Source organism: Enteractinococcus coprophilus, from assembly GCF_006716305.1.
Taxonomy (GTDB): Bacteria; Actinomycetota; Actinomycetes; order Actinomycetales; family Micrococcaceae; genus Yaniella; species Yaniella coprophila.
On record NZ_VFOU01000001.1, the window covers coordinates 103,739 to 129,373 of the forward strand.

Consider the following 25,635-nt stretch of genomic DNA (forward strand, 5'->3'; position numbering starts at 1 on the left):
GTGTCACAGTCCTGAGTCTTGGAGTCCTAGTCTTGGACCTTCACAATCATCTCGACTTCCACCGGAACATTCATCGGGAGCATCGCTACGCCCACTGCTGATCGGGCGTGCTGTCCTTTCTCTTGGAAGATCTCGGCGAGAAATTCGGATGCACCATTAATCACGATGTGTTGCTGATCGAAGTCTGAAGCTGAGGATACAAACCCGACTACTTTCGTGACCTGTGTGATCTTATCTAGATCCCCAATCTCCGTTTTGATGGCGGCCAACGCGTTGAGCACGCAAATGCGGGCATAATCTGCGGCATCTTCAACACTGACATTTTGACCGACTTTGCCGGTGCCAGCTGGTTTGCCATCGACCATCGGAAGCTGGCCTGAGGTATAAATATTGTCACCATCACGCATGGTGGGCACGTAAGCGGCCAGCGGCTTGCCGACTGCGGGCAGAGTATACCCGGCTTCTTCGATACGCTGTTCGATAGCGGACATGAGACTCCTTGTTATTCTGACTTTGGTCGTTTGAGATAGGCGACCGGCGCATTACCGTCCGGTCCAGGGATGACGGTGACAAGCTCCCAGCCGTCGTCACCCCACTGATCGAGAATTTGTTTCGTAGCATGAATCAGCAAGGGCAGCGTGGCGTATTCCCACTTTTGGTTAACACTCATACCTTAACCGTATCTTGCGCCGAGAGCTTTCGAACAGATTTGATGTTGTGCTTCGTAGTAGACTGCCGACATGGCCAAAACGAAGTCCTCAGGATCTAGTGTGCTCAAAAACAACCCCGTGCTGACGAAACTGCTCGCCTTTTTCGGTATTTCCGCGCTCTTAGGCGCCCTCGGGGCAGGCATGCTGCTCCCCGCAGGCATGCTCGCGGGTGCAGCCTCACAGGTCGGTACCGAAATGCTGGATCAGCTGCCTGCTGAGCTCAATGAAGAGCCCCTGTCTATCCCGTCAGTCATTCTCGATCAAGACGGTCAAGAGATTGCAACCTTTTACGCAGAAGACCGCACCCCGGTTGATCTCGAAGACATCTCGCAGCACATGATCGATGCGATCATCGCCATTGAGGACGAACGTTTCTATGACCATGCCGGTGTTGATGGCCAAGGCCTGGCACGCGCCGTCGTGCACAACGTCACCTCGGACACGCAGCAGGGCGCTTCCACGCTGACCCAGCAGTACGTCAATAACGTTCTGGTCAACTACCAAAACCTCAACGGTTTGCGCACGACCGTGTCTGGGACCAAGCAGATTCCGGATAAGATCCGCGAAATGAAGCTTGCGGTGGCCATTGAAAAAGAGATGTCCAAGGACGAAATCCTTGAAGGCTACCTCAACATCGTGCTATTTTCCGGCCGTACCTACGGCGTGGAATCTGCAGCACGGTATTTCTTTAACAAGTCAGCCGCTGAACTGACGATTCCAGAATCAGCGCTCTTGGCCGGTCTCGTGCAGTCACCGAACGCATTGAACCCCGAGAATAACCCGGAGAGCGCCACCCACCGTCGCAACCTGGTGCTGGGCAATATGCGCAATCAGGGTTTCATCACGGAAGAGGAATACGAAGAAGCTGTCGCTTCGGAAATTAAACTCGATATGAACCCGCTGCCATCGGGCTGTTATTACGCCAAAGATGGTTTCGAGTATTTCTGTGACTATATCCAACGGTTGATTCTTGCTGATCCGGCATTTGGTCCCGATCGTGAATCCCGTCAGCGCATGCTGGATCGCTCTGGTCTAGAAATTACCACCACGCTGGATTCTGATCTGCAAAAAGCCGCCGTAGAAACCGCGCGTCGCAACGTCCCTGCTGGTGAAAATGAAGGCATTGGCTCGTCCATCGTGACGGTCCAGCAAAACACTGGGAACATCAAAACGATGGCCCAGAACACCAAGTATGAGGTCGGCGAGGACCTGGGCAACGGTGAAACCTCGCTGAACTTTAACGTCGACAAAGACTGGGGCGGAGGCCAAGGCTTCCAGCTGGGGTCAACGCTGAAACCTTTCGTTGCGATGGCTTGGATCGGGTCGGGGAAATCCATGCGCGACCGCGTGGATGCTTCCCGGAATAACTACGACGGCGCACGCTTTCCGGCCTACTGTCTTCCAGGTGGACATGCCCGCATCGGTAGTGACGGCTGGCGACCAAAGAACGCCATTGCTGACATGCACAAACCAATGCGTATGGACTACGGTTTGTACTGGTCGATTAACACCGCGACCATTGCTGCGGCTTATAACACCGACCTGTGTGCAATCACCGATATCACCGATGCTGCTGGTATCACCGATGCCGAAAATAACGAAGGTCTAGATCCGTCAAACCCATCGTTCGTTTTGGGGGCATACAACGTTTCCCCGCTGACCATGGCATCGGCCTACTCGACCTTAGGTTCCGGCGGCACCTACTGTGAACCGCGTGCCATTGAGTCGATTGTGGATGCCGATGGTAATGAATATACTGTTCCGCCGATTCAATGCTCCCCTGGTGCTTTGAACCCGGAGAATATTAAAGAACTGAATAACACCTTGACCGCGCTTGCAAGCAAACGTATTTCTCAGGGAGAACTCGACTTCCCGATCGCTGGGAAGACCGGTACGAACAACTTCGAGTCCTCGACCTGGTTCATCGGCTACACCTCGGAACTGTCAACGGCCTCATGGGTGGGGAACTATCTGGGCAACGGCCCCGATTACACCCTAAAAGGTAAGAACATCGGCGGACGCTACTTCCAAGACGCTTGGGGCTCGCTGATTGCTGGTCCTATGTGGGTGGACTTCATGAAGGTTGCCGGCCCGAAATACGGCACCGATGCATTCCCGAAATTTGACGGACCAACCGGTGACCCCAGTCAGTACGGAGGCGGGTCGTCAAGCAGTTCCAACTCTAATTCGAACTCGAATTCCAACTCGAATTCCGATTCGGGATCGAACTCGGATTCTTCAGATGAATCCAGCAATAACGACTCCGATGACAGTGATTCGTCAGGAAATGACGACTAGTGTCTAAGGCACAGCGTTGGCCGCGTCGGATGGTATCCGGCGCGGCCAAAGTTTTCAGTCTCGGTGCCGTATCGGCAGTCTCCGCAACGCTCTTTGGGCTGGTTTCCGCACGTCAATTTGGCATGCGCTACGAAACTCTTCCCCTGTTGCCTTCCGGCCACGCTCCATTACGCGTCTTGCATATAGGCGATATGCACTTGGTGGCCGGTGATCAGGCGAAGATCAATTTTGTCCGGGGTCTTGCTGCAACCCGGCCCGACCTTGTCATCAATATCGGTGACAATCCCGGTGGCGTCAACGCCGTGGATGACGTGCTGGATGCGCTGGAACCGCTCTTAGAATTTCCTGGTGTCTTCGTCCCCGGATCCAACGATTTTTTTGGCCCTCATCGGGCAAATCCGCTGCGCTATTTGCGCGCCCCGTCTACGACTGATGGCGCGGAGAAGCAGCATGAGAAAATTGACGCACGAACAATGTTTGAAGCGTTCACAGCACACGGCACCTGGCATCAGCTCTGTAACCAATCCACGACAGTACAGCTTCGGGATGGCAGAAAAGTCCATGTCGCTGGCACACACGATGCGCACATGCAGGCTGATAAGTGGCCAGGCTTTGCAATCACCCAGGACAGCCAACCGTTGTTGAAAATTGCGGTCACGCATGCCCCATATCGGCGGGTGCTCGATGCGGCAGTTGCCGACGGCGCTGACATCGTCATTGCCGGGCATACCCACGGCGGACAGGTGGCCCTACCGGCTTATGGCGCGCTGGTCGCTAACTGTGACCTGCCCACCGGTCTGGCCGCTGGCCTTTTTACATGGCGCAGCGCTGGACGCAGCGCGCTGGTCAATGTCACCGCCGGCATCGGGGCTTCACCAGCCGTCCCGTTACGGACTTTCTGCCCGCCAGAAGCCGTGGTCATCGACCTGGTTTCAGCAGACCAAGCAAGGGCTTACTGAAAGACGCGTCCGGTGAGCCGGCGGAATGCTTCGCGATAACGTTCAGCGGTTTTTTCCACCACGTCGGTTGGTAGCTCCGGTGGTTCGGTATCAGCGGCCTGATCCCACCCCGAGGTCTCAGATGCGAGCCAGTCGCGCACGAACTGTTTATCAAATGATTTCTGCGACGTGCCAGGAGCATATGCTTGGGCGTCCCAGAAACGTGACGAATCCGGTGTCAGGACCTCATCGCCTAGTGTGATGATCCCGTTTTCGTCGGTACCGTATTCGACTTTTGTGTCGGCCAGAATGATGCCAGCATCACGAGCGATCCGCTCGGCTGCCGTATATAGCTGCAACGTCTTATCCCGAATGTCATCAGCGGCTTGCTGCCCGATACGCGAGGTCATCTCGGCAAAGCTGATGTTCTCGTCGTGCTCGCCAACCTCGGCTTTGGCCGACGGTGTGAAGATGGCAGGTTCGAGTTTCGACCCATCGACAAGTCCCTGAGGCAATGGAATGCCGGTGACTTCACCGGTCTGGCGATATTCGGCAAGTCCCGACCCGGTGAGATATCCTCGCGCGATGGCTTCAATCGGGAACATGTTGAGGCGTTTGACGACCATGGCACGCCCGGCAACTTCGGTGGGCACCTGCGTGGAAACCACGTGGTTTGGTACCTCAACTTCTTCAGCCAATCGTTCGAACCACCACAGCGACAGCTGAGTGAGGATCTTGCCCTTCTCCGGAATGCCCGGGGACAGAATATGATCAAAAGCCGAAACCCGATCGGTTGCTACCACCAGCAGCGTTTCGGATTCTCCTGGTTCAGCAGCTGCGGGTTCATACAGGTTGCGGACTTTACCGGAATAAATGTGGCGCCAACCGGGTAGCGACGTTGCGGTATCAGTCATGGTCTGAGGCTCCTGAGATCGTGATCTCACCGTTGATGGCCTTGGCAGCGATATCCGTACGGTATTGGCCATTCGGGATCGAGATTTTTTCCACGGCAGCATAGGCTTTATCGCGGGCTGCACCGAGGTCTTTTCCAGTGGCGACCACGGTCAAGACTCGACCGCCCGATGCCGTAAATTCCCCGGTCTTTCCGGCGGTCGTTCCGGCGTGCAACACCGTGACATCCTCGTCTTGAGCAGCATCTGCGACACCGGTGATCTGAGCCCCGGTTTTTGGTGTCTCTGGATAACCTTCCGAGGCCACCACGACTCCCACTGCTGCGTTGTCATGGAACTGGATGGTGGGGAACGTGGTGGCCAGTTTGCCATCAGCTGCGGCTTGGAGCAGTTGGCCCAGCGGGGTTTTTAACCGTGCCAGAACCGGTTGCGTTTCTGGATCACCAAACCGGGCGTTGAATTCAATGACCTGGATGCCTTTTTTGGTCACCGCCAGCCCGCAGTAGAGCACACCGGTAAATGGCGTGCCGCGCTCAGCCATTTCGGCCAGAACTGGTCGGGCGACCTGTGCCATGACGTCTTCGGTGAAGTTCTCGGGCAACCACTCCAGCGGGGTGTAGGCACCCATGCCGCCGGTGTTAGGACCCTCATCGTCGTTATAAATCCGTTTGAAATCCTGGGCGGGCGACATGGCCACGCCATCTTTGCCATCGGCGATGACGAATACCGAAACCTCTGGACCGTCGAGAAACTCTTCGACTAACACCGGATCCCCGCCGGCGAAAATGGCTTGTCCGTGGGCGATGGCCGCGTCGCGATCCTGCGTCACGATCACGCCCTTGCCTGCGGCCAGCCCATCGTCTTTGACGACATAGGGTGCTCCAAAGTCATCCAGTGCAGCTTCTAATTGTTCCAGGTTGGTCGCGGTGTGGGCCTGCCCGGTGGGCACCCCAGCAGCGTGCATGATCTCTTTGGCAAACGCTTTTGATGACTCCAACCTGGCCGCCTGGTGAGTCGGGCCGAAGACGGCGAACCCGGCGGCCTGCAACGCATTGGTCACCCCTGCGGCCAGCAAGGCTTCAGGACCAACGACCACCAGATCAGGTTGCAGCTCCTGGCATAGTTCAACGACCAACTGCGGGGAGGAAACATCGATTGGGTAGACGGGAACTTCCTTCGCGATGCCAGCGTTGCCGGGTGCACAGCGCACCTCAGAAACCAGCGGATCGTCGCGTAGGGCTTGCACAATTGCGTGTTCACGGCCACCTGGGCCCAGGACTAAAGTTTTCACGCTCCTAAGCGTAGTCGTTTCACGGCACCTGGTGGGCGGTATGTCTGAAATATGCGGACACCGCGACTAGACTCGTGACCATGTCGTTTCGTCGCCGCCACCTCCCCTATGGTCAGGGCCCGTTTTTCCCGCGCTGGCTGCAAATTGTTTACGTCTGGCTCATGATCATGTTCTCGTGTTCTTGGGTAGCGTGGCTTGGGTTTCGGACCTTTGTCGATGCGACCCGCGGCGATATCCCCTATGCCATCGCGTCGCTCGGCATTGGGGCGGTGGCAGCAACAATCGTGACCTGGGCCGTCTATCGCAAAAAATCCAACGACTAACCATCGAAAAGGAGACCGAGTGTCTGAACCGATTCGCGCGTCCGATGCGGCACAACTGGCCGTGACAACTCGCAACGGATTTGTGGAAAACCGATTCTTTGGATCGGCCGTTGTGGTAGATCCCGACGGCGGCATTCTTGCTTCGGTGGGTGATCCCGATGCCGGCGTTTATCCTCGCTCTGCGCTGAAACCGTTTCAAGCCATAGCTGCCCTGCGCTGCGGTGCGCATCTTAGCGGTGAAAAGTTAGCTTTGGCATGCGGCTCTCATATCGGCTCCACCCAGCATCAGGAGATCGCCTCCGCAGTGCTATCCGACGTTGGGCTGACCGCCGAAAACTTGGGCTGCCCGGCGGTTTATCCATCGTCGGCATCACAGGTCGCCCAGGCTGCCCTGCAGGTTGCGCCACTACCCTTAGAACGTTCCCGGTTGGCCCATAACTGCTCGGGCAAACACGCGGGCTTTCTGTCCGCCACGGTCACTGCGGGTGAAGACCCGAGTAACTATTTGCACCCCGATGCACCGGTGCAATCCGAGGTGCTGACGGTCTTGGAGCAATACTGCCAGACCAGCATCACGCAGGTGGGCGTTGATGGTTGCGGGGCACCCACCCCGGTCATGTCGCTGACCTCCTTGGCCAGAGGATTTGGGGCTCTGGGGCGCGCCGTCACCGATCGCGGAGCTGAACTGCAGGCCGCGATGGTTGCTCGCGCGATGCTGGATTACCCACACGCCGTTCAGGGACCCAAGCGACCCGATACAGTCGTGCTGGAGTCGCTGGAATTGCTCGTCAAAACTGGCGCCGACGGCATTGTTGCACTCGCTGCACCGGATGGCACCGCAGTGGCGGTCTCCATGATTGATTCCACGCATCGGGCAACGCATCTGGTGGCGTTGGTCTTATTGGCGAATTTCGCCCCAGAGGTACTACCGGTGGACGCCATGCGCGACGTCATCGAGCGGATTGTCCCGCCCGTGTATGGCGGGGGTCAGCCGGTCGGTGGTGTGAAAGTAGCACCGGCGGTGCTGCGATTGCTCAGCTAAGCTAGCAGCCGGACGACAACAAAAGATGGAGGGACCATGGCACGACGCAAGATCGATGTCACCGAGGGCGTGGCCGCGGTGCGCGCGTGGGCGGCTGATCCCTCGGCTGCGCCACGTCCGGTTCGAGCCCTCGCGGTGCGGTATTCGTTAGAAGCGCTGTCCGAGTTAGTGCCTGGTCGGTCGGTCGAGGTTCGGGTGCCACCGTTTGGGGTCACGCAGATTATTGAAGGCACCGTGCACACTCGGGGCACTCCCCCGGCGGTGGTAGAAACCTCTCCCGATACCTGGTTGGCGCTTGTTACCGGGCAACGTGTCTGGGCAGAAGCCGTGGCTGCCGGCGACGTGGTGGCATCTGGACAGCGAACAGACTTGGGACCGCTGTTTCCATTGGTCAAAATATGAGGGCCAGACCACGTTTCTGGTCGAGTCCCGCCCCGTGGACACGTATGACGACGACGCGCCCGACGCGCTAGACTAAAGGGACTATGGCTGACAGCAGACTTCCTGACCAACCTGACATGGCCGGCGCCGCAGGTGATAACACCGCACATGAAACACCCCAACAAATGGTGTACCGCCGAGCGCCGAAAATTACCCCATTTTTGGTCACCGGTGGATTCTTTGGAGTGGTGATCGCCTTCTTCTGGGTCGCGTTTCAAGGCACGTCCGATGAATATACGCGGGCTCAGACTCTGGGCTTTATGGCGGCACTGCTGGGAGTCGTTGGGCTGACCATCGGCGCTTTAGTGTGGTTGTTGCTGGATCGTCGATCCAAACGTCATACCGAAACTGTTTATGCCAGAGAAACCACTGATCCTCAGGCCGCCGACGTCGCCCTGACGAAAGACGACTATCTGGAATGGTCCCAGTTCCAACAACGCCAGCGCGCTGACGAAATACGCCGACAGCACCAGCTCGAGGCAAAAGCCGCAGCCAAAGCCCACAAACGAAATAAACGGAAATAGTTCATGGTCGAAAACCTCACCGATGATTCACCCAAAGACGCCTGCGGAGTATTTGGCGTCTGGGCTCCGGGCGAAGAAGTCTCCAAACTTACCTATTACGGTTTGTTCTCCCTCCAACACCGCGGTCAGGAATCGGCAGGTATCGCAGCCTCCGCCGGTGACCGCATTTCTGTCTATAAAGACGTCGGCCTGGTCTCTCAGGTATTCGACGAAGCCACACTGTCCTCGCTGACCGGCCACATTGCCATCGGTCACTGCCGATATGGGTCACATGCCGCCGACGACTGGCGATTCGCCCAACCAACCCTGGGTGCCACCTCGGATGACGGCACGGTCGCGCTGGGCTTCAACGGCGCACTCACCAACCGCGAAGAGATCAAAGCCCTGATCGCCGAACGCTACGGTGAAATCGATTCGGGTGAACTCGCCCAAGGGAACACCTCGGATACCGCCCTGATCACCACCCTGTTGCGCGGCCAGACCGGTGACTCACTTGAAGAAACCGCAGCTGAAGTCTTCGCCAAACTTCAGGGCGCGTTTTCCGTCGTCATGATGTCAGAAAACACCCTGTATGCGGTGCGAGATCGGCATGGCTTCCGCCCCCTGGTGCTGGGACGACTCTCCAGTGGTTGGGTCATCGCCTCGGAGCAAGCCGCCCTGGCAACCACCGGTGCAACCTTTATTCGCGAGGTAGCCCCCGGTGAGATCCTGGCGATCGACACCAACGGGGTGCGTTCGACCCGGTTTGCGCCGTCGCAATTAGCTCGGTGCATTTTTGAATACGTCTACGTTGCCCGCCCGGATGCTGCGATTAATGGGCGCAGTGTGTATGAATCCCGGTTGGAGATGGGGCGCCAACTGGCCCGCGAGAACACTGCGGAAGCCGATGTCGTGATCCCGGTTCCCGAGTCTGGAACACCCGCCGCGATTGGGTACGCCGAAGAGTCGGGTATTCCCCTGGGGCACGGGTTCGTGAAAAACTCCTACGTCGGGCGCACCTTCATTAAACCTTCCCAAACCCTGCGCCAGCTAGGCATCCGATTGAAACTCAATGTCCAGCCCTCCGTGGTCGCTGGCCGATCCGTGATCGTTGTCGATGACTCGATTGTGCGTGGCAATACCCAGCGCCAGGTCGTGTCGATGCTGCGCTCGGCAGGCGCTCGCGAGGTGCACGTGAAAATCTCGTCGCCGCCCGTCAAATGGCCGTGTTTCTACGGTATCGACTTCGCCACGCGCGCCGAACTGATTGCGACCGGTGCTGGTATCGAAGAAATCCGAGCACACGTCGGCGCTGATTCGCTGGCTTATATTTCACTCGAGGGCACGATTGCCGCCACCCAACAGGACGAAGACACCCTGTGTACCGCCTGTTTTTCGGGTAACTACCCCACCGAAGTCCCCATGCTGACCACAGACAGGAAATAACGTGACTGAAGACCAAACCCCCGAGCCGATCACCTACGCGACCGCCGGGGTCGATGTTGAAGCCGGCGACGACGCCGTTGAGCTCATGAAGTCGGCGGTCACCGCCACCCATTCCTCGCGCGTACTGGGCGGATTTGGTGGGTTTGCGGGCATGTGGGATGCCACGGCGTTGACCAGTTACCGTCAGCCCGTCTTAACCACCTCAACCGATGGAGTCGGCACTAAAGTCGCCATTGCCCAAGCGATGGATATCCATGACACGATCGGTCAGGATCTGGTGGGCATGGTGGTCGATGACATTGTCGTTGTGGGCGCGAAACCCCTGTTTATGACCGACTACATTGCCACCGGCAAGGTCGTACCCGAGCGCATCGCCGATATCGTGCGCGGGATTGCTCACGGGTGCAAACTTGCCGATACTGCGCTCATCGGTGGCGAAACCGCCGAACACCCGGGCCTGTTAGCCGCCGACGAATATGATGTTGCCGGGGCCGTCACCGGTGTGGTCGAAGGTGGCGAGATTCTCGGGCCAGAACGCGTCCGCGAAGGCGACGTCGTCATAGCCATGGCCTCGTCCGGAGTGCACTCGAACGGGTATTCGCTACTGCGCTCGATCGTTGCTGCGCGTGCCTGGAGCTGGGATCAGCACATTGACGAATTTGGTCGCAGTCTTGGCGAAGAGCTCCTCGAGCCGACCCGGATCTATGCTACAACCTGCCTCGATCTGATTGCTGAGCTCAACACGGACGGCGAATTTGCACTGCGCGGGTTCTCGCACATCACCGGAGGCGGTCTGGCAGCCAACCTGGCACGTGTGCTACCGCAGGGCACGATGGCCACGATCGACCGGTCGACCTGGTCGTTGCCCGCGGTGTTCTCAGTGATGGCCGAGGCCGGTCAGGTCCCTCAGGCCGATCTGGAACGCACCCTGAACCTAGGCGTTGGCATGGTCGCCGTGGTCGCGCCAGAAGCCGCTGAGTCCGCGCTCACCTGGCTGAACACCAACGGTATGACCTCCTGGCAGATCGGCGAAGTCGGCGCACTGACGCAGGACGCAGCTGCCGCCGGTGACGACTTTATCCAGGGTGCAAAAGGTGTTGACGGTGGCGGGGTACTATTGCGCGGCAGCTACGCCCAATAACCGTTCAGCACTCGTCTGAGCCATATAACGACGCCACACGGTAGTTCCGTGCGGCGTCGTCGTTTTTTGATCCTCTATATCGTGTGTCTCGTGCTGGTATACCAAAGCCACACATACGACAACGAGGGTATTCACGCATATCCCGGCCGGTCGGTTGGTTCCACCGCCCCGTGTTAGGAAATCTCTTGGTCCAACCACGCTAAGGCTTGTTTTACGCCGGTTCTCCACCGGAAGGTAGCTCGGTCTTCGCCACGAGTCGGACCCAGATTAATAATGCCAATCGGCTTACGGGCACGATCAGCCTCAAGCAGGATACGATATCCACTCATCACAGCTAGTGAAGAGCCAAGAACGATGAGGGCTCCGGAATTGTCTAACAGCTCCTGAATGGCCTTCTTACGCTGTTGTGGCACAATCTCACCGAAGTAAACCACGGTCGGTTTGAGCTTATCCGAGCCACAATTGAGACAATGCACCATCTGAAATTGCTCGACCCAGTGCTGCGGGATGCGTGCATCGCCATCGGGGTTAATCAGTTCTTCAGATATTTCCCAGTCATCCGCAACGCCAGCATTTGCTTCGTGCAGACGTACACCGAAATCTGCCCGGTCCTCTTTAGCACCGCACACGAGGCACTCAATTTCATCCATGGACCCGTGAAGCGCAATAATGGGGCCAGCTTCCGTGCCATGGTCTGCTTGCTGATCTGCTAGTCGTTGGCTTCGCTGATGGAGACCATCGACATTTTGCGTGACGACTCCTGCAATCCGTCCCGCAGCGTTCCATTTTGCAATGATCTCGTGTCCCAAGTGAGGGACCGCGGCATACATGTGTTTCCAACCGACAAAAGACCGCGCCCAATATCGATGACGGGCAGCATCGTCATGCAGGAATTCCTGATAGGTCATGGGGCGTGAATGCCGCAGCGAGCCTTCGGGGCCACGATAATCAGGGATCCCAGAATCGGTAGACATACCAGCACCGGTGAGTAGCAACGGTTTGAGCCTGAGTAGCTGACCGATGCCGGTGGATGCGACCTGGACGTTCTGATAGGGCGCTGTATTTTCGATGACACGCTGAACAGACCGCATGGCGGCCTGGTGGGTAGCGTAAGCCGGATGATCTTCCGAAAGCGTTGACGCCTCAGAATAGATCGGCCGGTCAGATGAATCTGTCATCTCACCGGACCGACCTGTTAAGAGTCAAGGAAACCCATAAGCGAAAAGATCCTACTAATACGATGTATCTTCGTCGTATTCGTCGTCGTAGGCGTTATATTTTTCCGCGTATTCGGCGTACTCGTTACTCTCTTCCCTATCGGGTTTCTTTCCGGATAGCTCTCGCTCGAGTGCTGCCAAATCGGTAGCTGGCGAGAAGTACTTCATGTCCCGTGCCTGACGGGTTGCCTTTGCCTTTTGACGGCCGCGCCCCATGAGCGTGACCCCCTTCGCGGTCTCTGTCCCCAAAAGCGACAACATAAGGCTCATGTTGTCGCTGAGGTCTCTTTTTCGTAATGGTTCGTGCTTACCAGGTTAACATGTTTGAGTAGAGTTCGCCCCTTTGGCGCTAAAATATGTCTGGTATAACCGGGGCTTTCGCTCTAAGATCAGCTTATAACCAGCAGTCCCCCGCGTCGCTCGCCGATGGCGAAGCAGTCGCGAGGAAATAAAACGCTGCTGTCAGGAAGGATGATGGAACGGCATGACCCCAGCCGACTACCAGCCAGGCTCAAACCCGGAGCCTCCGCTGTCAGCTGAAGATCCGTCTACGCCATCGCGGCGTGAGATTCGTCAGCAACGTGAACGGCGCTCTCGGCGCAATTCCTGGATCATCTTTTTCACGGTGCTGATCGTGGTGCTTGGGATTGTCATGTTCTTCGTCTATAGCTTCAGCTCCTCGAATAATGACAACGGGGCTGAAACCCCCACCGAAACCACCACGCGTAACCCATCGCCTGGTATCGACGGCATTGTAGCCACCAATGTGGCCCCAGAGAACTTCCTACCCGGGGACTGTCTGGCGAATTACACGGACGCTAGCCAGCCTGCTGACATTGTCGAATGCTCAACTCCGCATAACGCTCAGCTCATTGGACGACGCCTGTACTCCGGGGAGATGACCTACCCTGGTGAAGAAGAGCTACGAGAATCGTCCGAGGCATTCTGCGCAGACATTGCCTTATTGGAAAACACTCAGGCGACCTATTCGATCAACACTTCGCGTCCGTCGGAATACACGTGGGAAACCGAGGCAGACCGCCGGGTCGACTGCATCGTGTCAACCAATGACGAAACAAACTTCTCCGAGTCGCTGGTAGAAGAACCTGCCATTGACGATCAACGCTCCGAAGAAGAACAGGCCGAGAACCCGATTCAGACCGCAGCCGAAGCTGCCGCCAATCCCGAAGCAACAGCTTCCCCAACGGCTGATTCAGAGGAATCCTAGACGCCGGATCGCGGCGAGCAGTACTTTCTCGCATACGAAAAAAGGCCGAGTGCCGACCTGCAGGGGTGGGCACTCGGCCTTTTCAGAACCCCACGGGGTTCCAAAGGGATCCGTTAGACGGTAGATTCCTGGCCGGTGTCGGCTTGTACCGGATGTGTTGTCAGTATGATGCCCTCGTCGTCAGCATCGACCGTCACGCTATCACCATCGTTTACCTCGCCTGCCAGGATTTTTCGTGCGAGATTATCTCCGATTTCACGCTGGATGAGTCGACGCAATGGACGGGCACCATATGCGGGATCGTACCCAACTCGAGCCAACCATTCAGCAGCTGCTGGGGTCACCTCGAGGCTAATGCGGCGATCAGCGAGCCGATCGACCAGCTGTGCAATCTGCAAGTCGACGATCTTTACCAGATCCTTGATGGTCAACGGATCGAAGTGGATCATGTCGTCCAGTCGGTTCAAGAATTCAGGTTTGAACGCGGCTCGCACTGCAGCATCAACACGGGCGTGTTTCTCGGCCGGTTCGAGGCCTGGGTCGACCAGATATTCTGAACCCAGGTTGGAGGTCAGAATCAATATGGTGTTGCGGAAGTCCACGGTGCGGCCCTGTCCGTCGGTGAGCCGACCGTCGTCTAAGACCTGCAAGAGGATGTCAAAGACTTCTGGGTGTGCCTTTTCGACCTCGTCTAACAAGATGACCGAGTAGGGGCGACGACGCACAGCTTCGGTCAGTTGGCCGCCCTCGTCGTAGCCCACGTATCCAGGAGGAGCACCGACCAGGCGTGACACTGCGTGTTTCTCCGAGTACTCGGACATATCGATGCGAACCATCGCGTGTTCGTCGTCGAAGAGAAATTCCGCCAGGGATTTGGCAAGCTCAGTCTTGCCGACCCCCGTGGGTCCCAAGAAGAGAAACGAACCAATCGGCCGGTTTGGATCCGAGATTCCGGCACGCGAGCGCCGGACAGCGTCTGCCACCGAGGCCACAGCTTTGTGCTGCCCAATCAGGCGGTGGCCGATCTCGGCTTCCATGTTGAGCAATTTTTCCTGCTCGCTGGACAACATGCGCCCGGCTGGAATGCCGGTCCAGGCTTCGATGACTTCTGCGATGTCATGAGCCGTGACCTGTTCGGAGACCATTTGGTCCTCACTGGCAGCGGTCGAATCTGCGGCTTCGGCTGCGGCCAGATCCTTTTCGACCTGGGGAATTTCACCGTAGAGAATCCGGGATGCTTCGGCTAGGTCGCCTTCACGCTGAGCTTTTTCTGCTGCTGAACGCAGCTCGTCGAGCTGCACGCGGAGGTCACCGGCCTTATTCAAGGACGCCTTTTCCGATTCCCACTGGGCTGTGAGTCCGGCGAGTTCTTCCTTCGTGTCGGCTAACTCTGCACGCAGCGCAGCCAAGCGTTCCACCGAGGCCGGATCGGTTTCACCTTCCAGCGCGAGTTCCTCCATGGTCAACCGGTCGGCAGCGCGGCGTAGCTTGTCAATGGCCTCGGGTGCTGAGTCGATTTCCATCCGTAACCGCGAGGCCGCTTCGTCCATCAGGTCGATGGCCTTATCTGGCAATTGGCGTCCCGGAATATATCGGTTCGACAGGTTGGCTGCGGCTACCAGGGCAGCGTCGGCAATGGCAACCTTGTGGTGGGCTTCGTAGCGTTCTTTCAGGCCGCGCAGAATAGCAATCGTGTCATCCACGGAGGGTTCACCAACAAAGACCTGTTGGAAGCGACGTTCCAACGCGGGATCTTTTTCGATATTTTCCCGGTATTCATCCAGCGTCGTGGCACCAATCATCCGCAGCTGACCACGGGCCAGCATTGGCTTGAGCATGTTGCCAGCGTCCATCGAACCTTCGGCGGCACCTGCGCCGACTACGGTGTGTAGCTCGTCAATAAACGTCACGACCTCGCCACCTGCAGCAGCAATTTCTTCCAAGACGGCTTTGAGCCGCTCTTCAAATTCGCCGCGGTATTTCGCGCCCGCAACCATCGCGCCAAGGTCAAGCGATATGAGTCGCTTGCCACGCAATGATTCCGGGACGTCGCCGGCAACGATGCGCTGTGCCAGGCCTTCGACGACTGCGGTCTTACCGACACCTGGCTCACCGATCAGCACCGGGTTGTTTTTGGTACGACGGGACAGTACCTGGATGACGCGACGAACCTCAGCGTCGCGACCAATCACCGGGTCGAGCTTGCCAGCAGCGGCAATCTCCGTGAGATCGGTGCCGTATTGTTCCAGAGCCTGAAAGGTTCCTTCAGGATCCTGTGACGTCACCTTCGTATCGCCGCGAACCGCTTGCATGGCAGAAGTCAATGCTTCCACGCTGGCTCCTGCATCGCGCAGCGCCGCTCCGGTATCGCCGGCGTCCGCGGCAAGCCCGAGCAGCAGGTGTTCTGTGGAAACGAATTGATCCTGGTTCTTCGTGGCCTGTGTCTGGGCGGCAGAAAGAACGTTGAGTCCGCTACGAGACAGCTGGGCTTCAGCGATCGTGGATCCCGACACTTTGGGTAATGCGGCAATTTGACTGGAAGCCTTGGTCGAGACGACGTCGGGATCGACTCCAGCGGCTTTGAGCACTGCGACGGCGACTGATCCGCGCTGATCCATCAGCGCTTTCAGGATGTGAGCAGGTTCAATTTGCGGATTGCCCGCCGTCGAGGCATTCATGGCCGCGGCCGACAGCACTTCTTGAGACTTCGTCGTGAATTGCGAATTTTTCAATGCAAACTCCTTGCTTTCGGAATGCATACCGAAATGAAACTTAAACTTGAGCCTACTTAACTCAACCCTAACTGGGTGCGGAATATTCCGGAAGAGAGAAAAACATATTCTCCATGAGCGAAGCGTCCATGGAAAAGTATGGTGCTGACGTCGACTGTTCATCAGCGCCGGGCCGCACCCTACCCGGCTCAGCGGGTGCGCTGACGAGGACAGTGAGTTATTCGGTAGACGGTTCAGCGGTCGGGGACGGTGTTGCTGCGCTATCGACCCGATCACGGAAGGTTTCCTGGAGTTTTTCAGCCTGAGCACCAAACATGTCTTGTGCTTGTTGTAGCGTGACTTGCTCGGCGGTCATGTACATGTGGAAACGGGCGTTGACTGATGAGCCGCCCACGGCCAAAGACTCCACGTCTTGTCCGTCCGAGATCTCCAGATGTAATGCATCGAGACCGGGGACTTTGGTAAACGTGGCCTCAGCGCCTTCGACCTCGGAGGAGGTCAGCGTCTCGCAGGCGTTCGGAATATCGCGGTAAATTGCCATAGGTTCAGTCAGTTCGGTGGTTTCAAAGATCATGGTCTCCACCGCAGCACCCCGGGTGGCCTGAGACGCCGATTCCTCGGAACGATCAGGTACCTCGCGGATAAACTTCGCCGAAACACCACCGACCGCAGGGGCAGAAAAAGAATTCAATTCCTCCAGCAGGCTCGCACAGCGGCCAGTGGGTTCAAATTCACTCAAGGTCAGATACATCGTGACAGGATCATCCGCAAAGCCTTCGATCGGGGGATCCTGGGCAACCCCCACCACCTCAGCGTCGGTGACCAGGGCGGCAGCAAATTGGTCGAGGTCGACCTCAGTGGCCACCGGCGACGTTGCGGGGGCCTCGTTGTCGGTTGGTGCGGAGTCGGGTTGCTCGCCGTCGTCGGAAGCACACGCGGCAAGCCCCAGCAGACCCACAGCGGCCAGGGCCGAGAACCGAAGAACTCTACGTTTAACACACATCACACCCTCTACGATACAGGCTCTGCAACCGTCGACTGCAACCTTCGAGCCACCTGTCAGCGCCTCCGCTACCGACACACCCACACCGGTGCAGCTAAGCTCAAAGGTATGTCCCACCCCGCGGCCGACTCCCCCGATGCGCACAACCCGCCGGCTACTCCGACGACGTCGGATGCCGCGCAGCACTCACCTGTCGCGTCTTCAGCTGGGAACCAGGCCGGGGTGCCTCAGCGCATCGCTTCGGCTGCGCTAGCACGCTTGACCCCGACCCGTCCGCTGCGGACCTACCGGCAGCCTCGTCCCACGTTGTGGTTTGTGGCACGACGGACTTGGGCGAAAGCGATCTCCATGCAGGTGTGGGATGTCGCAGCAACCATGACATTCTATTTATTTTTATCACTGCTCCCAGGGCTTATTGCGATCACTTCGATCGTCTCGGTGGTCGATTTCACTGAGGAAACCATCTGGACGATTGCAGGACTGGCCAATGAACTATTCCCAGCAATGGATGCCGCCATCGTAGCTCAGACACTATTTACCCTGATCGATACCCCGGGCGGAGTCCTGGCGCTGACCCTCGGGCTCATCGGTTCGTTATATTCGGCATCCAATGTCGTCGCCGCGTTCCATCGTGCAATGAACCGCATCTATGACACTCGCGAAGGCCGACCCTTGATCTACTTTCGCTTCGTGGTGTTTCTGGAAACCCTCGTGTTGATCATTGCCTCGCTGGCACTGCTGGTATTAATCATCCTTGGCGGTGATCTCTCGCGGCGTCTGGGCCAAATGCTAGGGCTGACAGACGAGGCTGTTGCAGCCTGGAACATCCTGAAATGGCCATTGATCTTATTGGTCCTAATATTTCTGGTATCGCAGGCATTTTATCGTGGACCCAATGTGACTCGACCCCGCTACCGCGTGATCACCACCGGTGCAGCGGTGACCGTCATCGTCCTATTTTCCAGCCTTGCCCTGACCGGCTGGCTGTTAGACCGAGTGGCGATCTTTGAACGAGTCTTCACAACGGTCAATGGAATTCTCTACGTGATCTTGATGGTGTGGCTGGCGTTTATAGTCATGCTCATCGCTGCTGGGTGGGACGCCGAAATGCTACGCGCCCGACAACTGGCCTCAGGGTATCGAGCATGCGATGAGCTCCAACTGGCCACCGAACACACCTGGGTTTTGCGCAGACTCGATGCCGAAGATGCCAACCGGCGACGGATTTCTGGCCTGATAGTCGACAACTACCACACCGGTGAAGCGGTGACGACGCCGCGAACGCCACAGCTCACCGAAGCCAGCAGCTTCTGGGCAATCAAGGAACCTGATTATCAACCGTCAACGGGCACCCCATTTCACACGGCTGATCCCACACCACCCGCGAAGCACTTCACCTGGGATGACGGCGGCCCAACCGATAGCCCTGAGTCACAGCCCGATTAATCCTGCAAAAATACGCAAGCGCCCTGCACTTGGCAGGGCGCTTGCGCGTAGTCGTAATACGCGATGCGAAGCGTTCAGCGGGCGCGTTAGGCGGCTTTGCGCACGTTACGGGCCGCTTTGCGAGCAGCTTTGCGCTCTTCGCGGGCTGCTTCACGAGCCGATTCGAGAGCCTTTTGCTGCTCTTCGCGAGCGCTTTGGATCGCTTCGACCTTCTGTTCTTTCGCATCCTGAATCTTGGTCGCGCGGCGTTTGGCAGCTCTGCGACGACGCGATGAGGTGTTCAACATGGAATCAACAATCATGGAGACCCCGGCACCCAGCATCCAAACATCTTTGGCAACCGGAGTGCCTTCCTGAGTCGGACGCACACCGTCTTCCTGGGTCATACCAGGAGTATTGAGATACATGTTAAGCATGCCGGCGGAAAACACACTGAGCGCAGCTCCTGCAAACCAGCCCGGAACTTTTGGAATCAACTGCGCTGCACCGACACCGATTTCGGTGACCGCGATGAACTTACGGAACGCAGCCGGTGACATATCAGCCAGGACAGGGACACCATTGGAGGCCATCTGTTGCAAACCTTCGGCTTCTTCATCTGACAAGCTGAGCTTGGAAATACCAGAGTTCAGGACAAACGCACCGGTGGTCAAACGTATTGGCAGCTGAGCTAAGCTCATAAGTCTTCCTTCCATTCGGGACTCGTTATGGTTAACTGTAATACTTTCTTGACCAAATCCAACACGTTCCATGTGCGCACAGACTGCACATGCGAAACATCCCTGCCAGTGAAGTGCCTCAACGGGCATGAACTTGCCACCTCGCAAGGTCACTGCGCACCCGAACAAACTGTGACCATCCGCCATCCGAAAGATTCAACGAAACACCATGACGCCGACTTCTCAGCACTCTGATACCCCGCGATCTCCGCAAGAACCCGTCTCAAAGCAACAGCCAAACGACGCTGCGACCCGCCATGAGCCCGCCGAGCTGGACGAGATCCCCAAGGGGTATCAGCAGGTCGAAACTCGGGAAGGAATCAAGATCGTCCGCGACGGCCCGGTATCTTTCGTGCGTCGTGAACTGGCGATGTCCCCCACCCGCCAACGTCTATGGCAGGACCATATGGGCACCACGATTCTGCCGGTCACTCGCACCTTTGCCGATACTTCCGTTGCTCCTCAATCACATCTCAATGTGGCCGAAGTCTGGGGACAGGCTGGCCCGCTGATCGTCGATATCGGGGTGGGACATGGCGAATCGACCTTCGCCGGAGCAGTGCAGCATCCCGAGGCGAACTTCTTAGCGGTGGAAGTGTACCGCCCCGGACTAGCCAAACTCCTAGACCGCGTGGTGACTGAGGGTGTAACCAATGTGCGAATGGTCGAGGCCAATGCACCAGAAGTGCTTGACCACATGCTCGCCGCCGGGGCTGCACAAGAAGTCTGGATCTTTTTCTCGGATCCGTGGCAGAAGAATCGCTACCACAAGCGTCGGTTGATCCAATCCAAATTCTTAGACCAGGTGGCGCGGGTCCTGGCCCCCGGCGGAATCCTGCGTTTGGCCACCGACTGGTCCAATTATGCGGCCCAGATGCGCGAGGTGGCTGATACTCATCCGGCCTTTGAAAACCTCCATCCAGGACGGTTAGCCGGACCAGACTCACCGCTAACGCTGGCGAGGTTGCACGGCACGGATAATGAAATCCCACAACCGCTAACAGAAGCACTTGATGAAGTCGGCGGCTGGGCTCCCAGGTTTGAAACCCGCCCGGTCACGAGTTTTGAGTCTAAAGCACAACGTGCGGGTCGCTATATCTTTGATCTGGCCTACCAAAAAATCGACTAAGACCAGGGTGATCACACGCCGGACTGTGGACGACAACAGCCGGATCCGATGACTCGGGATCCGGCTGTCAGATGCTCATAGCTCTGGCCAAGATGCGCGACACACACCTCGTCAAAGCTTGTCAGCGTGGCAAGGCATACCGTGGGCGGTTGAGCGCATACCGCGGTGTGGATTGTTCCAGGGCGAACATCACGGCTTGTTCGACCCGGTCGCGGTCGAAGCGCTGACGACGCCGTTCTTCGCGGTAGGCGCGCGCGGCGTCGTCGTGATGCTGGTGGTTGGGTTCTGTGAGACCGTGAATATTCGTCGTCACGCCAGAAGACCCGGCAGTAAAGGTGCGGGAGAAGGACACGTGGGATCGCATCACGGCAATTTGGTCGACCAGGTCGCTGACCGTATCGCGGAGTTCTTGGACTTCTTCCTCCAGCTCGACGATACGGCGGATGCCTTCCAATGAGACCCCGTCACGAGACAACGATTGAATCCGCCGTAACCGCCGGACATCTTCGGCGGAGTATCGGCGTTGGCCGCCAGCTTGGCGCGCAGGCACCACCAGTCCCATGCGGTCATATTGCCGCAGGGTCTGGGGGTGCATGTCGGCCAGCTGGGCCGCGACCGAAATGACGTAGACCGGATCGTGTTTGTGACGGCTGACCATTACAACTTAGCCTTCTTTACCAGCTCGGCCCTCGGATCAATGCCGGCGGTTGCCGCACGGTAGGCTTCCACTGCGGCGTGCGCCTCGTCACTGAGGTTGGTGGGCACATCGATGACCAGTTCGACGAGCAGATCACCAGTGCGTTTGGCGGTCTTCACGCCTCGCCCGCGCAATCGCAGGACACGGCCCGACGACGATCCGGCAGGAACTCCGATTTTCACGGCACCTTCCAGGGTTGGCACTTCGATCGTAGTACCCAGAACCGCCTCATCGAAAGAGACGGGTACCTTGATCCGGATATTGTAGTCATCACGTTCGAAAACCGGATGCGGGGTCACCGAGACTTTGACCATCAGGTCGCCTCGCCCACCGGTCCCCTGTTGTCCTTTGCCTTTGACGCGCATCGTTTGGCCATCTTTGACTCCGGCCGGGATGCGCACCTCGGTGGGGGCCCCGTAACCGGTGTTGACCTTGACGGTCGTGCCGCGAATGGCATCGGCGAAGCTGATCGTGATGGCACTTTTCAAATCAGCACCTTTGGTTGGCGCCTGTTGAAAACCGCCGAAGCTTTGGCCGCCGCCAAATCCACCGAACATATCACTGAATCCGGCGTTGCGGCCGCCACCCCCACCTCCAGCTTGGCCAAACAGTCCCGAGAAGATATCCTCAAATCCTCCTTGGCCGGCCCCGGGCGCGGTGAAGCGCGCGCCACCGGTTCGCATAGCACGCAGCTGATCATATTCTTGGCGCTGTGTCGGATCCGACAGCACAGTGTTGGCTTCGGTGATTTCTTTGAAGCGTTGCTCTGCTGTGGCGTCGTTGGGGTTGGCGTCGGGGTGATATTTACGGGCGAGTTTGCGGTAAGCCTTTTTGATCTCGGCGTCGCTGGCGTCTTTGTCGACACCTAAAATGGCGTAGAAATCTTTTTCTAGCCAGTCTTGTGAGGCCATGGGATCTCCCTCCTGTTATTCGTCACCGGCGGAGACCATCACTTGAGCGGCGCGTAGCACGCGTTCGTTATACAGGTAACCGTTGCGGAATACTTGCACGATGTGTTCGGCGGCAACCTCTTGCGATGGTTGACGCAACATCGCTTCGTGGTGGGCTGGGTCAAATGCTTCTCCCACCAGGGTGTCGCTGTCGTGTTTGACCAGGCCCTCGGACTCCAGCGTGGTGAACAGTTTGCGGGCGATCGCGGCAAATGGACCGTCAAGGTCACCGGCAGCATCGGCGGCATCGATATCATCGAGCACCGGCAGCAGCGCTTCCAGCATCGAAAACTTGGCGTTGTCTTTGGCGACGTCGCGGTCGCGTTCAACGCGACGGCGATAGTTCACGAACTCCGCCTGCAATCGTTGCAGGTCACTGCGCAGCTCGGCGGCTTCGTCCACCTGGGCAGTCTCGTCCGTGGCAGCTTCTTCTTCGGCTTCAGCACCGGCAGCGTTGAGGATGTCTTCAACCTGCGATAGCGGATCGGCATGCTCTGACGACTCGTCGGTTGTTTCAGATTCGGCAGCTTGATCGCGTAGCTCGCCGGTTTCTGGATCGATGCGGCGTTTATCGGTAAACCGGATCGGTTCGTTTTCTTCATTATGCGGCTGATCGGTCATGGTATATCTCCTTGAAAAACTTAACACGCGAGGCCGGCCGGAAACCGGCCGGCCTCGGTCCTAAACATTGAACAGCTAAACGGTCAGAAAGTTACTTCTTTTCGTCTTCGTCAATCACTTCAGCGTCGACGATGTCCTCGTCCTCGTTGGCATCAGCATCAGGCTGTGCGCCCTCCTGCTGCGAAGTTGCATACAGGGCTTCACCGATCTTGGTTTGCGACTGCTGCAGTTTCTCGAACGCCGACTGGATTTCTGCGTCATTATCCTGTTTTTCAAGGGCTGCCTTGAGCGCATCGACGTCGGCCTGAACCTCAGTCTTAACATCCTCAGGCAGTTTTTCGTCATTGTCTTTGAGCAGTTTGTCCACCGAGTACGCAGTGGTTTCGGCAGCGTTGCGAGCCTCGGCGGCTTCGCGGCGCTGCTTATCTTCCTCAGCGTGGGCTTCGGCGTCTTTGACCATGCGATCGATCTCCTCATCAGACAGCGAGGTGCCACCTGTGATGGTCATCGACTGTTCGGTTCCGGTTGCGCCGTCCTTGGCAGAAACGTGCACAATACCGTTGGCGTCGATGTCGAAGGTGACCTCGATCTGTGGGACACCGCGAGGGGCAGGCGCAATACCGGTCAGCTGGAAGTTACCCAGTGGCTTATTGTCGCGGGTAAATTCGCGTTCACCCTGGAACACCTGAATATCAACCGATGGCTGGTTGTCATCAGCGGTGGTGAAGGTTTCGGAACGCTTGGTTGGGATAGCAGTGTTGCGCTCGATGAGTTTAGCCATCACACCACCCTTGGTTTCAATACCAAGTGACAGTGGGGTGACGTCGATCAGCAACACGTCTTTGCGCTCACCGGCCAGCACACCGGCCTGAATGGCAGCACCGACAGCGACAACCTCGTCCGGGTTGACACCCTTATTTGGTTCTTTTCCACCGGCCAGTTTCTGGACCAGTTCGGCAACCGCTGGCATACGGGTCGAACCACCCACGAGGACGACGTGGTCAATTTCGGAAACCGAAACGCCGGCTTCTTTGATGACGTCTTCGAATGGGCGACGGGTGCGCTCCAGCAGATGGGAGGTCATGTCTTCGAACTTGGCGCGCGACAGGTGCTCATCCAAGTGAACCGGACCGTTTTCGGTCACGGACAGGTACTGCAGCGAGATGTTGGTCGAAGTTGCCGAGGAGAGTTCCTTCTTGGCCTGTTCGGCGGCTTCCTTCAGACGCTGCAGCGCAATCTTGTCTTTGGATAGGTCTGCACCTGAGGCTTTGGCGCGTTCGAGCAGCCAGTCGACGATAACCTGGTCCCAGTCGTCGCCACCGAGACGGTTGTCGCCGGCAGTGGAACGAACCTGAATGGTCGAGAAGTCGTCGTCGTCTTTGCCAACTTCTAGCAGGGAGACGTCGAAGGTACCGCCACCGAGGTCAAAGACCAGGATCAGTTCGTCTTCTTTACCGCGTTCCAGGCCGTAGGCCAAAGCGGCCGAGGTTGGTTCGTTGATAATACGTGAGACGTTGAGCCCGGCGATTTCACCGGCTTCTTTGGTGGCCTGGCGTTCGGCGTCGTTGAAGTAGGCCGGCACGGTGATAACCGCATCGGTTACCTTTTCGCCGAGGTATTCTTCGGCGTCGTGCTTGAGCTTCATCAAAATACGGGCCGAGATTTCCTGCGCGGTGTACGACTTGTCGTCGATTTCGGCTTTCCAGTCGGTACCCATGTGACGCTTAACCGAAGAAATGGTGCGTTCTGGGTTGTTGACGGCCTGGCGCTTGGCGATATCACCGGTCAGGACTTCGCCGCCCTTGGTGAATGCGACCACCGATGGCGTGGTGCGTGCACCTTCGGCGTTGGCGATAACCGTTGGGTCGCCGCCTTCTAGTACGGCAACCACCGAGTTGGTGGTACCCAGGTCAATACCTACAGCACGTGACATATGGGAATCCTTTCGTTGCAAATACTTGGGAAAGTATTTTCGTGTTTTAAAATTTCTCAGCCCACTCCTTGAGCTCTCTACACTCAAGGTGCCACAGGTTGCGACTCCGTGTCAAATAAAACCTGAGTCAAGTGGACTCAACTTCGCATCTGTCACGTATAGCATTCAGGACCTTGGTTTTATTCCCGCCTGCACGCAAATGTGGTTTGGCGTACACGCCTTGACCGGTTCGTCGATGCATCGAGATCGGTGGCCTAGCATAGAGTTATGTCACGCTATTCCGCCGCTCGTCCGCTCATCATTGGTATCGACGGCCGTTCGGGCTCCGGCAAAACGGTCCTATCGAAGGTCCTTGCCGAAACGCTCTCGGTCGACCACGAGGTCACCGTGGTACGTCTTGAAGACTTCTACCGCGGCTGGGATGGGTTGGCAGCCGGCATCGAAAAATTTAGCCACGACGTCCTACCGGCCTTAGCCGAGGGCGAAACTGCGACCTATCAAACCTGGGACTGGCATGCTTCCGATACGCCCCAGGGCGGTCCCGGGCCGGTCGTGATCACGCAACCCAGCGAAGTCATTATCTGTGAAGGGGTGGGTGTGGGGGCCCGGCCGAACCGCGAATATCTGGACGTCCTGATCTGGTTGCGCGTGCCCGATAAGGTCCGGCATAAGCGCGCCATGGGACGCGACGGCGACACCTACCGTGCTCACTGGGATCGCTGGGCGGCTCAGGAGCGTGCGATGTTAGACCAGGACCAGATTTATGATGCCGCAGACTTAGTGCTGGTGGCTGATGAACCCGATGAACGCCATCACATCTCCGCACTGGCTGTTGTCCAGGCAATGTTGGCCACCGGACGCAGTCTGGAGGATCCGACACCGGCCGATCAGAGCGACGCTTAGGCCGGGCGATGCG

Annotated in this window: 25 protein-coding genes; 12 read left to right on the top strand and 13 right to left on the bottom strand. The window is 57.6% G+C overall.

Annotation, left to right across the window (positions count from 1 at the left end; translation table 11 throughout):
• Positions 1–26: 26 nt before the first annotated feature.
• Together FB556_RS00505 and sp36 are read right to left on the bottom strand one after the other, a co-directional pair.
• Entirely contained in the window at positions 27–491 is a 465-nt protein-coding gene (locus FB556_RS00505) for a RidA family protein (protein ID WP_141863758.1), read from the bottom strand.
• Positions 492–502: 11 nt separating this feature from the next.
• Positions 503–670: a Sp36 family protein gene (sp36, locus tag FB556_RS13350; protein ID WP_170200307.1), complete on the bottom strand. Its 168-nt coding sequence runs from the start codon at positions 668–670 to the stop codon at positions 503–505.
• 70 nt (positions 671–740) lie between these two features.
• On the opposite strand from sp36, the gene FB556_RS00510 reads away from it, so the two are divergent.
• Complete coding sequence (locus FB556_RS00510; protein WP_141863760.1) at positions 741–3,008, top strand: transglycosylase domain-containing protein; 2,268 nt, start codon at positions 741–743, stop codon at positions 3,006–3,008.
• Positions 3,008–3,967 carry a metallophosphoesterase gene (locus FB556_RS00515; RefSeq protein WP_141863761.1) on the top strand — a complete coding sequence of 320 codons (960 nt, stop codon included), beginning with the start codon at positions 3,008–3,010 and terminating at the stop codon, positions 3,965–3,967. Before FB556_RS00510 ends, FB556_RS00515 begins: the two co-directional genes overlap by 1 nt.
• Here the strand turns inward: FB556_RS00515 and FB556_RS00520 are convergent.
• Positions 3,961–4,860 carry a phosphoribosylaminoimidazolesuccinocarboxamide synthase gene (locus FB556_RS00520; protein ID WP_141863763.1) on the bottom strand — a complete coding sequence of 300 codons (900 nt, stop codon included), beginning with the start codon at positions 4,858–4,860 and terminating at the stop codon, positions 3,961–3,963. The two genes, FB556_RS00515 and FB556_RS00520, sit on opposite strands and share 7 nt — an antisense overlap.
• Entirely contained in the window at positions 4,853–6,148 is a 1,296-nt protein-coding gene (purD, locus tag FB556_RS00525; RefSeq protein ID WP_141863764.1) for a phosphoribosylamine--glycine ligase, read from the bottom strand. Before purD ends, FB556_RS00520 begins: the two co-directional genes overlap by 8 nt.
• 80 nt (positions 6,149–6,228) lie before the next feature.
• On the opposite strand from purD, the gene FB556_RS00530 reads away from it, so the two are divergent.
• The 6 genes from FB556_RS00530 to purM all read left to right on the top strand — a co-directional run bounded on the left by FB556_RS00530 (position 6,229) and on the right by purM (position 11,044).
• The gene (locus tag FB556_RS00530; RefSeq protein ID WP_141863766.1) at positions 6,229–6,471 is read left to right on the top strand and encodes a hypothetical protein; all 243 of its coding nucleotides are present in this window, start codon (positions 6,229–6,231) and stop codon (positions 6,469–6,471) included.
• Between the two features lie 19 nt (positions 6,472–6,490).
• Positions 6,491–7,513 carry an asparaginase gene (locus tag FB556_RS00535; protein WP_141863768.1) on the top strand — a complete coding sequence of 341 codons (1,023 nt, stop codon included), beginning with the start codon at positions 6,491–6,493 and terminating at the stop codon, positions 7,511–7,513.
• Positions 7,514–7,549: 36 nt separating this feature from the next.
• Positions 7,550–7,915, top strand: a complete 366-nt coding sequence (locus FB556_RS00540; RefSeq protein WP_141863770.1) for a sterol carrier family protein — start codon at positions 7,550–7,552, stop codon at positions 7,913–7,915.
• 83 nt (positions 7,916–7,998) lie between these two features.
• On the top strand, positions 7,999–8,478 hold the full coding sequence (locus FB556_RS00545; RefSeq protein WP_141863772.1) for a hypothetical protein: 480 nt from the start codon (positions 7,999–8,001) through the stop codon (positions 8,476–8,478).
• A 3-nt stretch (positions 8,479–8,481) separates the two neighbouring features.
• Positions 8,482–9,903, top strand: coding sequence for an amidophosphoribosyltransferase (gene purF / locus FB556_RS00550; RefSeq protein ID WP_141863774.1), 1,422 nt, complete (start codon positions 8,482–8,484; stop codon positions 9,901–9,903).
• A 1-nt stretch (position 9,904) separates the two neighbouring features.
• Entirely contained in the window at positions 9,905–11,044 is a 1,140-nt protein-coding gene (gene purM / locus FB556_RS00555; RefSeq protein ID WP_141863776.1) for a phosphoribosylformylglycinamidine cyclo-ligase, read from the top strand.
• Between the two features lie 173 nt (positions 11,045–11,217).
• Here the strand turns inward: purM and FB556_RS00560 are convergent, their stop codons facing one another.
• Together FB556_RS00560 and FB556_RS00565 are read right to left on the bottom strand one after the other, a co-directional pair.
• Positions 11,218–12,222: a Sir2 family NAD-dependent protein deacetylase gene (locus FB556_RS00560; protein ID WP_141863778.1), complete on the bottom strand. Its 1,005-nt coding sequence runs from the start codon at positions 12,220–12,222 to the stop codon at positions 11,218–11,220.
• Positions 12,223–12,276: 54 nt separating this feature from the next.
• Positions 12,277–12,477, bottom strand: coding sequence for a DUF3073 domain-containing protein (locus tag FB556_RS00565; protein ID WP_141865215.1), 201 nt, complete (start codon positions 12,475–12,477; stop codon positions 12,277–12,279).
• Positions 12,478–12,745: 268 nt separating this feature from the next.
• Between FB556_RS00565 and FB556_RS00570 the strand changes: the two genes are divergently transcribed.
• The gene (locus FB556_RS00570) at positions 12,746–13,489 is read left to right on the top strand and encodes a hypothetical protein (protein WP_141863780.1); all 744 of its coding nucleotides are present in this window, start codon (positions 12,746–12,748) and stop codon (positions 13,487–13,489) included.
• 113 nt (positions 13,490–13,602) lie between these two features.
• Here FB556_RS00570 and clpB read toward each other — a convergent pair whose 3' ends face one another.
• Both clpB and FB556_RS00580 read right to left on the bottom strand, forming a co-directional pair.
• Positions 13,603–16,248 carry an ATP-dependent chaperone ClpB gene (gene clpB / locus FB556_RS00575; protein WP_141863782.1) on the bottom strand — a complete coding sequence of 882 codons (2,646 nt, stop codon included), beginning with the start codon at positions 16,246–16,248 and terminating at the stop codon, positions 13,603–13,605.
• A 190-nt stretch (positions 16,249–16,438) separates the two neighbouring features.
• On the bottom strand, positions 16,439–17,227 hold the full coding sequence (locus tag FB556_RS00580) for a hypothetical protein (protein ID WP_141863784.1): 789 nt from the start codon (positions 17,225–17,227) through the stop codon (positions 16,439–16,441).
• Positions 17,228–17,332: 105 nt separating this feature from the next.
• Here FB556_RS00580 and FB556_RS00585 point away from each other — a divergent pair, with 105 nt between their 5' ends.
• Positions 17,333–18,670 carry a YihY/virulence factor BrkB family protein gene (locus tag FB556_RS00585; protein WP_141863786.1) on the top strand — a complete coding sequence of 446 codons (1,338 nt, stop codon included), beginning with the start codon at positions 17,333–17,335 and terminating at the stop codon, positions 18,668–18,670.
• Between the two features lie 86 nt (positions 18,671–18,756).
• Here FB556_RS00585 and FB556_RS00590 read toward each other — a convergent pair whose 3' ends face one another.
• Positions 18,757–19,350, bottom strand: coding sequence for an ATP synthase subunit B family protein (locus FB556_RS00590; RefSeq protein ID WP_141863788.1), 594 nt, complete (start codon positions 19,348–19,350; stop codon positions 18,757–18,759).
• 208 nt (positions 19,351–19,558) lie between these two features.
• Between FB556_RS00590 and trmB the strand changes: the two genes are divergently transcribed.
• On the top strand, positions 19,559–20,518 hold the full coding sequence (gene trmB / locus FB556_RS00595; protein ID WP_141863789.1) for a tRNA (guanosine(46)-N7)-methyltransferase TrmB: 960 nt from the start codon (positions 19,559–19,561) through the stop codon (positions 20,516–20,518).
• A gap of 121 nt (positions 20,519–20,639) precedes the next feature.
• On the opposite strand, the gene FB556_RS13830 is transcribed toward trmB, so the two are convergent.
• The 4 genes from FB556_RS13830 to dnaK form a co-directional block, all read right to left on the bottom strand.
• Positions 20,640–21,176, bottom strand: coding sequence for a heat shock protein transcriptional repressor HspR (locus FB556_RS13830; RefSeq protein WP_141863791.1), 537 nt, complete (start codon positions 21,174–21,176; stop codon positions 20,640–20,642).
• Positions 21,176–22,126: a DnaJ C-terminal domain-containing protein gene (locus FB556_RS00605; protein WP_141863793.1), complete on the bottom strand. Its 951-nt coding sequence runs from the start codon at positions 22,124–22,126 to the stop codon at positions 21,176–21,178. Before FB556_RS00605 ends, FB556_RS13830 begins: the two co-directional genes overlap by 1 nt.
• A 15-nt stretch (positions 22,127–22,141) precedes the next feature.
• Positions 22,142–22,786 (bottom strand): nucleotide exchange factor GrpE, encoded by a 645-nt coding sequence (locus tag FB556_RS00610; RefSeq protein ID WP_141863795.1) that lies wholly within the window; start codon positions 22,784–22,786, stop codon positions 22,142–22,144.
• A 91-nt stretch (positions 22,787–22,877) separates the two neighbouring features.
• The gene (dnaK, locus tag FB556_RS00615) at positions 22,878–24,719 is read right to left on the bottom strand and encodes a molecular chaperone DnaK (RefSeq protein ID WP_141863798.1); all 1,842 of its coding nucleotides are present in this window, start codon (positions 24,717–24,719) and stop codon (positions 22,878–22,880) included.
• A gap of 267 nt (positions 24,720–24,986) precedes the next feature.
• Between dnaK and FB556_RS00620 the strand changes: the two genes are divergently transcribed.
• On the top strand, positions 24,987–25,622 hold the full coding sequence (locus tag FB556_RS00620) for a nucleoside/nucleotide kinase family protein (RefSeq protein ID WP_141863800.1): 636 nt from the start codon (positions 24,987–24,989) through the stop codon (positions 25,620–25,622).
• Positions 25,623–25,635: the final 13 nt, after the last annotated feature.

Excerpts from the sequence above, each read along its gene's own strand:
- FB556_RS00540 (WP_141863770.1), top strand. The coding sequence starts at position 7,550 with ATGGCACGACGCAAGATCGATGTCACCGAGGGCGTGGCCGCGGTGCGC.
- FB556_RS00565 (WP_141865215.1), bottom strand. The coding sequence starts at position 12,477 with ATGGGGCGCGGCCGTCAAAAGGCAAAGGCAACCCGTCAGGCACGGGAC.
- dnaK (WP_141863798.1), bottom strand. The coding sequence starts at position 24,719 with ATGTCACGTGCTGTAGGTATTGACCTGGGTACCACCAACTCGGTGGTT.
- FB556_RS00610 (WP_141863795.1), bottom strand. The coding sequence starts at position 22,786 with ATGACCGATCAGCCGCATAATGAAGAAAACGAACCGATCCGGTTTACC.
- FB556_RS00585 (WP_141863786.1), top strand. The coding sequence starts at position 17,333 with ATGTCCCACCCCGCGGCCGACTCCCCCGATGCGCACAACCCGCCGGCT.
- FB556_RS00605 (WP_141863793.1), bottom strand. The coding sequence starts at position 22,126 with ATGGCCTCACAAGACTGGCTAGAAAAAGATTTCTACGCCATTTTAGGT.
- FB556_RS00590 (WP_141863788.1), bottom strand. The coding sequence starts at position 19,350 with ATGAGCTTAGCTCAGCTGCCAATACGTTTGACCACCGGTGCGTTTGTC.
- purF (WP_141863774.1), top strand. The coding sequence starts at position 8,482 with ATGGTCGAAAACCTCACCGATGATTCACCCAAAGACGCCTGCGGAGTA.
- clpB (WP_141863782.1), bottom strand. The coding sequence starts at position 16,248 with ATGCATTCCGAAAGCAAGGAGTTTGCATTGAAAAATTCGCAATTCACG.
- FB556_RS00560 (WP_141863778.1), bottom strand. The coding sequence starts at position 12,222 with ATGACAGATTCATCTGACCGGCCGATCTATTCTGAGGCGTCAACGCTT.
- FB556_RS13830 (WP_141863791.1), bottom strand. The coding sequence starts at position 21,176 with ATGGTCAGCCGTCACAAACACGATCCGGTCTACGTCATTTCGGTCGCG.
- FB556_RS00510 (WP_141863760.1), top strand. The coding sequence starts at position 741 with ATGGCCAAAACGAAGTCCTCAGGATCTAGTGTGCTCAAAAACAACCCC.
- FB556_RS00545 (WP_141863772.1), top strand. The coding sequence starts at position 7,999 with ATGGCTGACAGCAGACTTCCTGACCAACCTGACATGGCCGGCGCCGCA.
- FB556_RS00505 (WP_141863758.1), bottom strand. The coding sequence starts at position 491 with ATGTCCGCTATCGAACAGCGTATCGAAGAAGCCGGGTATACTCTGCCC.
- sp36 (WP_170200307.1), bottom strand. The coding sequence starts at position 670 with ATGAGTGTTAACCAAAAGTGGGAATACGCCACGCTGCCCTTGCTGATT.
- FB556_RS00570 (WP_141863780.1), top strand. The coding sequence starts at position 12,746 with ATGACCCCAGCCGACTACCAGCCAGGCTCAAACCCGGAGCCTCCGCTG.
- FB556_RS00620 (WP_141863800.1), top strand. The coding sequence starts at position 24,987 with ATGTCACGCTATTCCGCCGCTCGTCCGCTCATCATTGGTATCGACGGC.
- trmB (WP_141863789.1), top strand. The coding sequence starts at position 19,559 with ATGACGCCGACTTCTCAGCACTCTGATACCCCGCGATCTCCGCAAGAA.
- FB556_RS00520 (WP_141863763.1), bottom strand. The coding sequence starts at position 4,860 with ATGACTGATACCGCAACGTCGCTACCCGGTTGGCGCCACATTTATTCC.
- FB556_RS00530 (WP_141863766.1), top strand. The coding sequence starts at position 6,229 with ATGTCGTTTCGTCGCCGCCACCTCCCCTATGGTCAGGGCCCGTTTTTC.